This is a genomic window from Micromonospora parastrephiae, from assembly GCF_016802865.1.
Classification (GTDB): Bacteria; Actinomycetota; Actinomycetes; order Mycobacteriales; family Micromonosporaceae; genus Micromonospora; species Micromonospora parastrephiae.
In genome coordinates, this window is record NZ_JAEVHM010000215.1 from 1 (window position 1) to 8,481 (window position 8,481).

Genomic DNA, 8,481 nt, shown 5'->3' on the forward strand with positions numbered 1-8,481 from the left:
ATCCTGCCGGCCCGGGGTCGCGCCACCATCGGCCGGACCCTCCGCGCCACCGTCAGCGCCACCATCCTGGTGACCCGGGGTCGCACCACCGTCGGCCGGGCCCTCCAAGCCGCCGCCGCCCGTGGTCTGCATGTCATCGTCGTTGAGTGCCATCGGTACTCCCTCGGGTGTGCCGCCCCGCCGTACGCCGGGGTCCGTCGTGCTGCGGGTGGTACCCCACGCGCGATCTTCTCTAACCCTCACCGTAGACGCCGAACCGGGGCGACACGGGCGGTTCACCTGCGGCGGGTGCGATGCCAGGATGGTGTGGTGATTCTGGTGGGCACATCCGGCTGGCAGTACCGGGACTGGCGGGGCCGGTTCTACCCGCAACCGCTGCCGCAGCGGCTGTGGCTGGAACACTTCGCGGCGCGGTTCGCCACCGTCGAGGTCAACAACGCGTTCTACCGGCTGCCCGAGCGGGACACCTTCGCCGCCTGGCGGGCACGGACCCCGGCGGACTTCTGCGTGGCCGTGAAGATGAGCCGCTACCTGACGCACATCAAGCGGCTGCGGGAGCCCGCCGAACCGGTGGCCCGGTTCCTCGGCCGAGCCACGGCGCTCGGTGACCGGCTCGGCCCCGTGCTGCTGCAACTGCCACCCAACCTGCGGGCGGACGTCGACGCGCTCGACGCGACGCTGCGGCTGTTCCCGGCCGACGTGCGGGTCGCGGTGGAGCCCCGGCACCCGTCGTGGTGGACCAACGGCACCCGGGCGGTGCTGGAACGCCGCGCGGCGGCGCTGGTCTGGGCGGACCGGCTGGGTCGCCCGGTCGCCCCGCGCTGGCGCACCACCGACTTCGGCTACCTGCGCCTGCACGAGGGTCGGGCCCGACCGTGGCCGCACTACGGGCGTACCGCGCTCGGCTCCTGGGTGGGCCGGCTGACCGACGCCTTCGGCGCGGACGAGCCGGCGTACGTCTACTTCAACAACGACCCCGGCGGCGCCGCGGTCACCGACGCCGTCACCTTCGCCGCGCTGGCCCGGCGGGCCGGCCACCCGGTGTCCCGGGTGCCGACCCCCGCCGAGGCGGACACCTCGGACGGATGAACCCGCCCGGGGTGTCTCCCGGGCGGGCTCACGGCGTCACGGAAAGAACGTGGCGAGATCCTTGGGCATGGTCTCCTTCACGTCCTGCCACTCACCCTGGGTGATGTGCCGGCGCAGGGTGTCCAGCACCACCTGCGTCACACGCTCCGGGCCGCCGTCGACGTCGTACGGGAAGCCCTGGCGGACCTCGTACAGGAAGTCGTCGCGGTTGAGCTTGATCGGCACGTCGGACGGGTTCCAGCCGTCGAAGTAGATCCCCCGGACCAGCACCGGCAACTGCTGGGCGAACTCCACGCTCTCGTTCACCGGCAACCGGTCGCGCAGCAGGTGCAGCACCGTGCGCAGGGCCGCGTACGACTGGTTGCGCCGATCCTTCGGCCAGCCGTAGGCCATCTCGATGTCCTTGAGAATCAGGTTGGTCTTGTCCAGCGAGGACTCGAACGCCGAGATCAGCTGGTCAGCCATCGGTCGACCCCCGTTCCGTGGTCTCCCACCGTCGATCGTCGTCGCGCCGGGGTGGCCCCACCGGGCCACGTCGGGCCCGCACCGGGCTGCGCTGCGGCGCGCGCCGGGTGTCGTCGGCCGCGCCGACCACGTGCAGGACGGCGCCACGCCGTCGATCCGTCACCACTCGAACCGTCATCCCCCGTCACCTCCGTGTCGTCTCCGGCGTGGGCCACCCGAGGGCCTCCGCACGCACCACCTCCACTTTGCCGAACTGGGGGGTGAGCCGGCCCCACCCCGATCGGGTGAGTCGGCGAGCGGGTCAGCCGGCGTCGAGGAGGCCGGCGAGGGTCTTCGCGTTCGTCTGCGCGTAGTCGCGGTAACAATTGTTCATGAGTACGTGGGTCTGTCCGGCGTCGTCGGCCAGCTCGCGCAGCTTCGGCGCCCAGTCGGCCAGCTCGCGCTTGGAGTAGTGGTAGCCGAACTTCTCGTGGATGTCCCTGCTGGTCCACTTGTCGCTGTGGCCGTGGAAGCGCACCACCGCGAGGTCCGCGGTGGCGGCCAACACCGGCGGCACCGACGAGCGGTGGCCCTGCGGCATGTCCACGCACACGTACGGCAGCCTGTGCTCGCGCAGGAACGCCAGTGTCTCGTCGGCGTTGTCGCCGTCGAACCAGGAGGCGTGCCGGAACTCGTAGACCGGCCGCAGCGGCGCGCAACGCTTCGCCACCTCCAGCAGGTACTGCTTGTTGGCCCGCTTGATGGTGAACCAGGGCGGGAACTGGAACAGCACCGCGCCCAGCTTGCCCGCCTCGACCAGCGGGTCCAGCGCGGACAGGAAGCGCGTCCACACCTCCTCGTACGCCTGCGCGGGCAGGTCGTCGGGGTAGACGTTCTTCTTGTCGATCTGCGGACGCAGATCCTTGTAGAGGGCGCTGACCCGGGTGGGATGCCCGGTCAGCAGGCTGAACGCCTTGATGTTGAAGGTGAAGCCGGCCGGGGTGCGCTCGGCCCAGAGCCGGGCGGTCGCCTCGGCGGGCGGGGAGTAGTAGGTGGCGTCCACCTCGACCAGCGGGAACTGCCGGGCGTAGTAGGCCAGCCGCTTCTCCGGGGTGTCCGCGGTCTGCGGATACCAGCCCGAGTCCAGCAGTGTGCGGTCGGTCCAGGACGCGGTGCCCACGAGGATGTCACCCATGGGTGGAGTCCATCGCGTCGTGGACCGACCGGCAACCGCTGGCGTCGCTCAGGCCGCCCGCCGCTCGCGGGTCTGCTTGCACGTCACGCAGGTGGTGGCCGACGGGAAGATCTCCAACCGCTCCACCGGGATCGCGGCCGAGCATCCTTCGCACCAGCCGTAGGTGCCCTCCGCGAGCCGGCCGAGGGCGTGCTCGTACTGGGCGCGACGGTCGAGGATGGTGCGCAGGAGGGACTGCGCGGTGTCCCGTTCGGCGGTCTTGGTGCCGCTGTCGGCCTGGTCGTCGCCGGCGGTGTCGCCGACCTCCACCAGCCGCAGCACCTGGCTCTGCAGCACGGCCTGCTCGTACTCCGCGGTCAGCTCGTCGTAGCGGGCCTGCAGGGAGAGCCGGATCTGGTCGATCTCCGTCTGGGATCGGCCCGTACCGACCGTGTCGTGGACGAGCATCGCTGCCTGCCTTTCCTGGGCCAGTGGCTCAAGGTGAACCGGGTGCCGGCGGCGCCTTGCCCCGGTCACGGTCGCATCGGGTACGCGGGCGGTCACCCGCGCTCTGTGAGCCGGGCGAGTACCCGCCGGAAGAGTCGATCAAACCGGCCATTTTTCAGCGGTTGTCAGGCGCCCTCGCCGGGCTCCACGAGCGCGGGGTGACGGGGGTCGTCGGCCCGTACCACCACGTCGGCGAAGCTGGCCGGGACGACCTCCTCGGCGTACCGGTCGAAGGCGGGCAGGGTCCAGTGCCGGGCCGGTTCGGTGCGGCGGCGCAGCGCGGCGGGTGACAGCACCAGGTGGACGGTGACGTCGAAGGGCAGGCCGCCGCCGAGCAGCAGCGCGCCGCTGACGAGGACCACACCGCCGGGTGGCAGGTCGACGTAGCGGGCGCGGCTGGCCCGGTCGGCGTCGGCGTCCCACAGGGACGGGAGCAGCCTGCCGGTGCCCCCGAAGCCGGCCGGGTCGAGCACCTCCCGACGCAGCCCGGCCTCGTCCACCCAGCTCTCGTAGTAGGCGTCCGGGTTGGTACGGCCGAGTTCGAAGCGCAGCGACGCGGGGCGCAGGAAGTCGGTGGCGCGTACGTGCAGCACCGGACGGCCGCGGGCGCGCAACGGGTCTACCAGCGCGGCAGCCAGCTCATCCGGGCCGGCGGCGGGGCGCCGTCCACCGCGACCCGCAGCCGGGCGGGCTCGGCGGCGGCCGCGGCGTCGGCGAGGCGGCCGGTGAGCTCGGCGACGAGCAGGTCGGGCGAGATGGGACGGATGCGCACCGGACCATCCTGCCCCCAGCCCGGGTGCGGCGGTGGCGGCGGTCAGCCGGTGCGGTCGATGGTGACGCGGGCGTCGTCGGCCAACCGGTAGCCGACGCCGTAGACGGTGGTGACCAGGGGGACGTCCACGCCGACCTTGCCGCGCAGTCGGCGTACGTGCACGTCGACGGTACGGACACCGGCGTGCTCGTAGCCCCAGACGGCGTTGAGCAGTTGCAGCCGGGTGAACACCCGCCGGGGGTGGGCGACCAGGTGCAGCAGCAGGTCGAATTCGAGGCGGGTCAGTGGCAGCGGCTCGTCGTCGCGCAGCACCGAGCGGGACGAGGCGAGGATGTGCAGGGCGGGGATGGTCGGGCTGAGCGCTCGGGCCGGTGCCCGGTTGGCCGGCGCGGTGTCGGCGCGGCGCTCGACCGGCACCGAACTGGTGATGACCGCCTCACCCCGCTCCAGCATCTCGCGGGCCGCCTCAAGCAGCCGGCGCGCCGGCGGGGTCAGCGACTCCTCGCAGGCCAGGGGGATGGACAGCGTCACGGTGAGCATGGGCGCGGCGGTGTTCGCCGGGCGGCGCTGGCCGCCTGGGGGTCGACCGGGCACCGCGGGTTGGGACGTATGCCATCCGGCGCGCGACGAGGCGGGGCTGACCGACATGGTCCTCCTTGGGCTTGTCCGGGTATCTCCCCACGGCCCGGGACGCCGCTTCATCGATGCTTCCCGGCGCCCGGGCGAGGGTCAAGAGGCGGCTGCGTTGCATGAATGTGACAATTGACGAACACATCGGAGCCGTCTGCTCGCTCTGCGTACGAGGCCAGATGATTACAGCAGAGCCTCCGAGATGCCCCGTTACGGGGGTCCCCGCCCGGTTCACCGGGGCCTGTCACGCCACCTTCGGGCCGCCGCCCAACCCGTGGTCAGCGCATGTGGTCGACGCTGATCCGCGCCTCGTCGGCGAGCCGGTAACCGACGCCGTAGACGGTGGCGACCACCTCGGCGCCGGCCAGTTTGGCGCGCAGCCGCCGGACGTGCACGTCCACCGTCCGGGCCACCGCGTGCTCGTAGCCCCAGACGTTCGCCAGAAGTTGCAGGCGGGTGAACACCCGTCGGGGCCGTTCGGCCAGGAACAGCAGCAGCTCGTACTCGATGCGGGTCAGCGCGATGACCTCCTCGCCCCGGCGCACCATCCGCGAGCCGGCCAGGATGTGCACGTGGTCCGAATCGGCGGTCGGCTCGGTGGTGGTGGGGCTCGGGGCCGTACGCAGCCGCGGCGCGATGTCCTCGACGGCGCGCAGCTGGCCCTCCCCCGACTCGGCCAGCTCCCCGATGAGCTGCACCAGGCGGGCCAACCGAGGGCTCAGTGGCCCGGCCGCGAGGTCGAGGGTGATGGTCAGGGTCGGGCCGGTGCGCGGGCGGGCGGCGCGGGCCGCCGGGTGGTGGGGACGCGTGGGGATGGCGACGACGGACATGGTGCCTCCTGAGATGGCGGTACGACCGCCACGCCCGGTGCGCGGCGTGGCGGTCAGTGGCGCGCCGCCCCGGCGATGACCGGGGGCGCGAGAGGGAATGCGCGGTGCAGCGGGGTCGGGCCGAGGGCCGGCAGGCCGGCGATCCGCCAGGCGGCGAACCCGCCGACCACGTCGGTGGCACGGTGCAGGCCGACGTCCTGCAACGCCGCTGCGGCCAGTGACGAGGTGTAGCCCTCCTGGCAGAGGATCACCACCGGCACGTCGTAGTCGACCGCCTGGGGCAGGCGGGCCGGGCAGCGCGGGTCGAAGCGCCACTCCAGCACGTTGCGCTCGATGGTGAGCGAGCCCGGCACCACGCCGTGCGCGGCCCGCTGGGCGGCCGGTCGGATGTCGACCAGCAGCGCGCCGGCCCGGTACGCCAGGTGCGCCCGCTCCGGGTCCAGCCGGTCGAGCCGGGCACGGGCGGCGGCCAGGATCTCGTCGATGCCCCGGGAGCCCGGCGGCGGCACGGGGGCCGGACAGTGCTCGGCGGTCATCTGCATGATCGATTCCTTCCGGTGCAGGGGATGGTTCGTGGCTGGGCGGCGTTCACCAGGAGCGTCCGGCCTCGGCGACCTCGGCGACCCGCAGGCGCCCGTCGAGGAGGTGGTAGCGGGTCATCCGGCGCAGTGCCGGCCGGTAGACGTGCACGCTGACCGCTGGCGTCGTACCCCGGTTGGTCACCTGGTGGACGTGGCGGGTGCCGAAGCGGCGGCCGGCGCCGGCGGGCAGCAGCCGTGGGCGCAGCCGGCCGCCGGCGACGGTCTCCTCGGTGAGGGCACCGGCGACGATCCGGAACGCGCCCGCGGAGCCGCCGTGGTCGTGCAGGTCGGTGCCCTGGCCGGGCAGCCAGCTCAGCGCCCACACCTCGTGGTCGTCGTCGGCGGCGAGTCGGGCGTACCAGCGCTCGGCGGCGTCGAAGCGCAGCGGCACCGGCCAGTCGGTCGGGTCGGCCCACCGGGCGGCGACGGCGAGCAGGTCGCGCTCCGGGCTGTGGTGGATCATGACGGTCCTCGCGAGGTCGTTCGGTGGGGTGCCTCCGTACTCTAGCCTTCAAACCCTATAGGTTTAGTAGGTAATTCCGTCTGGTGGGACGACGCTTTCGGCTCGGCGCAGCACCGGAGGGTCCACCCGATAGCCGGGCATCGACGGCCACCGCACGGTCAACACCACCGACGCGCGCTCGGCGTACCACGAGTGGTCCACCCCGCGGGCCCACACCACGTAGTCGCCCGGCTCGGCCAGTCGCACCGTCCGGTCCGGCAGCTCCACCCGAAAACATCCCTCGACGAGCACGAGCAGAGTGGTACGCCGCTCCCTCGTCGCCCACCGCGACCGGGCCTGCCCGGGCGGATGCACGCCCCACTTCACCTCGACGTCGGTGCTGTGCCGCACCTCTGCGCGCGGCGCGAAGTGCCCGAGCAGCCAGCCGGCGTTGGTGGCGCCGTCGACACCCGCGTTGCCCACGTACACCGTCTCACCCATCGGATCCCTCTCCGAGCGCGTCGGCCGAGCAACGTATCAGGACCGCAGGGCCTAACCTGGAGCGGTGACCGACGACCTCGACGCCGCGACGCTGGCGTTCGCGCACCGGATGTTCGACCTGGCCCGCTCGGGCTCCACCGAGGAGCTGGCCGCGCAACTCGACGCCGGCCTGCCGGTCAACCTGACCAACGACAAGGGCGACACGCTGCTGATCCTGGCCGCGTACCACGCCCACCCGGACACGGTGGCCGCCCTCCTCAGCCGCGGCGCGGACCACACCCGGGTCAACGACCGTGGCCAGACGGCCCTGGCCGCCGCCGTCTTCCGCAGCAGCACCGACGCGGTCCGCGCGCTGCTCGCCGCCGGGGCCGACCCGGCGCACGGCACCCCCTCGGCGACGGAGACCGCCCAGTTCTTCGACCTGCCGGAGATGGCGGAGCTGCTGCGCGCCGGCTGACGCCGACCCTCGCCGACCGGTATACAGGGCCGGTGGAAGATCCTCTGCCCGAGCAGATGCGCGCCGCGGGCACCGCGCTGCTGACCGCACTCGACCCGGCGGCCCGCGACCAGGCCGTGCACCCGTTCGACGACGAGCCCGCCCGACGCTGGCTGGAGTACCGGCCCCGGCCCCGGCCCGGCGTCTGCCTCGCCGAGCTGGACGTCGGCGGGCGCAAGGCCGCACACCGACTGCTCGCCACCGCGCTCAGCCCCTCCGCGTACGCGCAGGCGATGGCGATCATCGCGCTGGAGGAGGTCCTCGACCGCGCCGAGGGCTGGCGTCGCGGGCGACACAGCGGCGACTACTGGGTCGCCGTGTTCGGCGACCCGGCGCGCGACGACCGCTGGTCGTGGCGGCTGGAGGGGCACCACCTGTCGGTGACCATGACCGTCGTGGACGACCAGGTCTCCCCCGCGCCGATCTTCTTCGGCGCCAACCCCGCGGCGGTCCGCTACGCCGGCCGCCCCGTCTCCCGTCCACTCGGCGTCGAAGAGGACCTCGCCCGCGCCCTGCTCGACGCGCTGGACCCGGCCGGACGATCCGCCGCGATCATCGCCGACGAGGCCCCGGCGGACATCATCAGCGCCACTCGTGCCCACGTCGACGCTCCACTGCGGCCACTCGGCGTACCGGCGGACCGGCTGGGGCCGACCGGCCGTGCACTACTCGACCAGGTGGTCGCGCTCTACCTGGGCCGGCTGCCGCCGGAGCTGGCCATCCGCGAGGCGAGGCGACTCGACGGCGGGGAGCTGCACTTCGCGTGGGCCGGCCCGACCCGCCCGGGGCAGCGCCACTACTACCGGGTCCAGGGCGACGACCTGTTGATCGAGTACGACAACACCACCGAGGGCGGCGAGCAGCCAGAAGGTGGCCCGCCACTGCAGGTCGGCGGCGAGCCAGGTGCCGAACGGCACCCGGCCACGGTGGCCGCGGAGAGGCCGCCGAGCACCACCGCCATGGCCCGGGCACGCCGTTGGGGCGGGGCCAGCGCGGCTGCCGACGCGGTGGCGGC

General features: G+C 73.2%; 12 protein-coding genes and 1 pseudogene. 3 read left to right on the forward strand and 10 right to left on the reverse strand.

The features are described 5' to 3' along the window. Positions 1–318: 318 nt before the first annotated feature. Entirely contained in the window at positions 319–1,089 is a 771-nt protein-coding gene (locus JNW91_RS27110) for a DUF72 domain-containing protein (RefSeq protein ID WP_309244498.1), read from the forward strand. 36 nt (positions 1,090–1,125) lie between these two features. Here JNW91_RS27110 and JNW91_RS27115 read toward each other — a convergent pair whose 3' ends face one another. The 10 genes and pseudogenes from JNW91_RS27115 to JNW91_RS27160 form a co-directional block, all read right to left on the reverse strand. Further along, a complete protein-coding gene (locus tag JNW91_RS27115; protein ID WP_203178238.1) occupies positions 1,126–1,554 on the reverse strand; it encodes a DUF2267 domain-containing protein in 429 nt (142 codons plus the stop codon). After that, complete coding sequence (locus JNW91_RS27120) at positions 1,547–1,732, reverse strand: hypothetical protein (RefSeq protein WP_203178240.1); 186 nt, start codon at positions 1,730–1,732, stop codon at positions 1,547–1,549. Before JNW91_RS27120 ends, JNW91_RS27115 begins: the two co-directional genes overlap by 8 nt. Before the next feature lie 123 nt (positions 1,733–1,855). Beyond that, on the reverse strand, positions 1,856–2,728 hold the full coding sequence (locus JNW91_RS27125) for a DUF72 domain-containing protein (RefSeq protein ID WP_203178242.1): 873 nt from the start codon (positions 2,726–2,728) through the stop codon (positions 1,856–1,858). A gap of 48 nt (positions 2,729–2,776) precedes the next feature. Further along, a complete protein-coding gene (locus JNW91_RS27130; protein ID WP_203178243.1) occupies positions 2,777–3,175 on the reverse strand; it encodes a TraR/DksA family transcriptional regulator in 399 nt (132 codons plus the stop codon). A gap of 164 nt (positions 3,176–3,339) precedes the next feature. After that, a pseudogene (locus tag JNW91_RS27135) lies at positions 3,340–3,986 on the reverse strand (uridine kinase). A gap of 42 nt (positions 3,987–4,028) precedes the next feature. Then, entirely contained in the window at positions 4,029–4,634 is a 606-nt protein-coding gene (locus JNW91_RS27140; RefSeq protein WP_203178245.1) for a winged helix-turn-helix domain-containing protein, read from the reverse strand. Between the two features lie 260 nt (positions 4,635–4,894). Further along, positions 4,895–5,446, reverse strand: coding sequence for a winged helix-turn-helix domain-containing protein (locus JNW91_RS27145; protein ID WP_203178247.1), 552 nt, complete (start codon positions 5,444–5,446; stop codon positions 4,895–4,897). 53 nt (positions 5,447–5,499) lie between these two features. After that, complete coding sequence (locus JNW91_RS27150; RefSeq protein ID WP_407664390.1) at positions 5,500–5,988, reverse strand: rhodanese-like domain-containing protein; 489 nt, start codon at positions 5,986–5,988, stop codon at positions 5,500–5,502. Between the two features lie 46 nt (positions 5,989–6,034). Further along, complete coding sequence (locus JNW91_RS27155) at positions 6,035–6,490, reverse strand: cysteine dioxygenase (RefSeq protein WP_203178249.1); 456 nt, start codon at positions 6,488–6,490, stop codon at positions 6,035–6,037. 63 nt (positions 6,491–6,553) lie between these two features. After that, positions 6,554–6,970: a signal peptidase I gene (locus tag JNW91_RS27160; protein WP_203178251.1), complete on the reverse strand. Its 417-nt coding sequence runs from the start codon at positions 6,968–6,970 to the stop codon at positions 6,554–6,556. Positions 6,971–7,034: 64 nt separating this feature from the next. On the opposite strand from JNW91_RS27160, the gene JNW91_RS27165 reads away from it, so the two are divergent. Together JNW91_RS27165 and JNW91_RS27170 are read left to right on the forward strand one after the other, a co-directional pair. Continuing rightward, on the forward strand, positions 7,035–7,427 hold the full coding sequence (locus JNW91_RS27165; protein ID WP_203178252.1) for an ankyrin repeat domain-containing protein: 393 nt from the start codon (positions 7,035–7,037) through the stop codon (positions 7,425–7,427). A gap of 32 nt (positions 7,428–7,459) precedes the next feature. Beyond that, the coding region (locus tag JNW91_RS27170) for a DUF3500 domain-containing protein (protein ID WP_203178253.1) at positions 7,460–8,481 on the forward strand (1,022 nt) is incomplete at its 3' end.

What these genes read in the sequence shown, in the direction of transcription:
- JNW91_RS27115 (WP_203178238.1), bottom strand. Translation starts at nt 1,554, where the DNA reads ATGGCTGACCAGCTGATCTCGGCGTTCGAGTCCTCGCTGGACAAGACC.
- JNW91_RS27155 (WP_203178249.1), bottom strand. Translation starts at nt 6,490, where the DNA reads ATGATCCACCACAGCCCGGAGCGCGACCTGCTCGCCGTCGCCGCCCGG.
- JNW91_RS27130 (WP_203178243.1), bottom strand. Translation starts at nt 3,175, where the DNA reads ATGCTCGTCCACGACACGGTCGGTACGGGCCGATCCCAGACGGAGATC.
- JNW91_RS27125 (WP_203178242.1), bottom strand. Translation starts at nt 2,728, where the DNA reads ATGGGTGACATCCTCGTGGGCACCGCGTCCTGGACCGACCGCACACTG.
- JNW91_RS27140 (WP_203178245.1), bottom strand. Translation starts at nt 4,634, where the DNA reads ATGTCGGTCAGCCCCGCCTCGTCGCGCGCCGGATGGCATACGTCCCAA.
- JNW91_RS27145 (WP_203178247.1), bottom strand. Translation starts at nt 5,446, where the DNA reads ATGTCCGTCGTCGCCATCCCCACGCGTCCCCACCACCCGGCGGCCCGC.
- JNW91_RS27150 (WP_407664390.1), bottom strand. Translation starts at nt 5,988, where the DNA reads ATGCAGATGACCGCCGAGCACTGTCCGGCCCCCGTGCCGCCGCCGGGC.
- JNW91_RS27160 (WP_203178251.1), bottom strand. Translation starts at nt 6,970, where the DNA reads ATGGGTGAGACGGTGTACGTGGGCAACGCGGGTGTCGACGGCGCCACC.
- JNW91_RS27120 (WP_203178240.1), bottom strand. Translation starts at nt 1,732, where the DNA reads ATGACGGTTCGAGTGGTGACGGATCGACGGCGTGGCGCCGTCCTGCAC.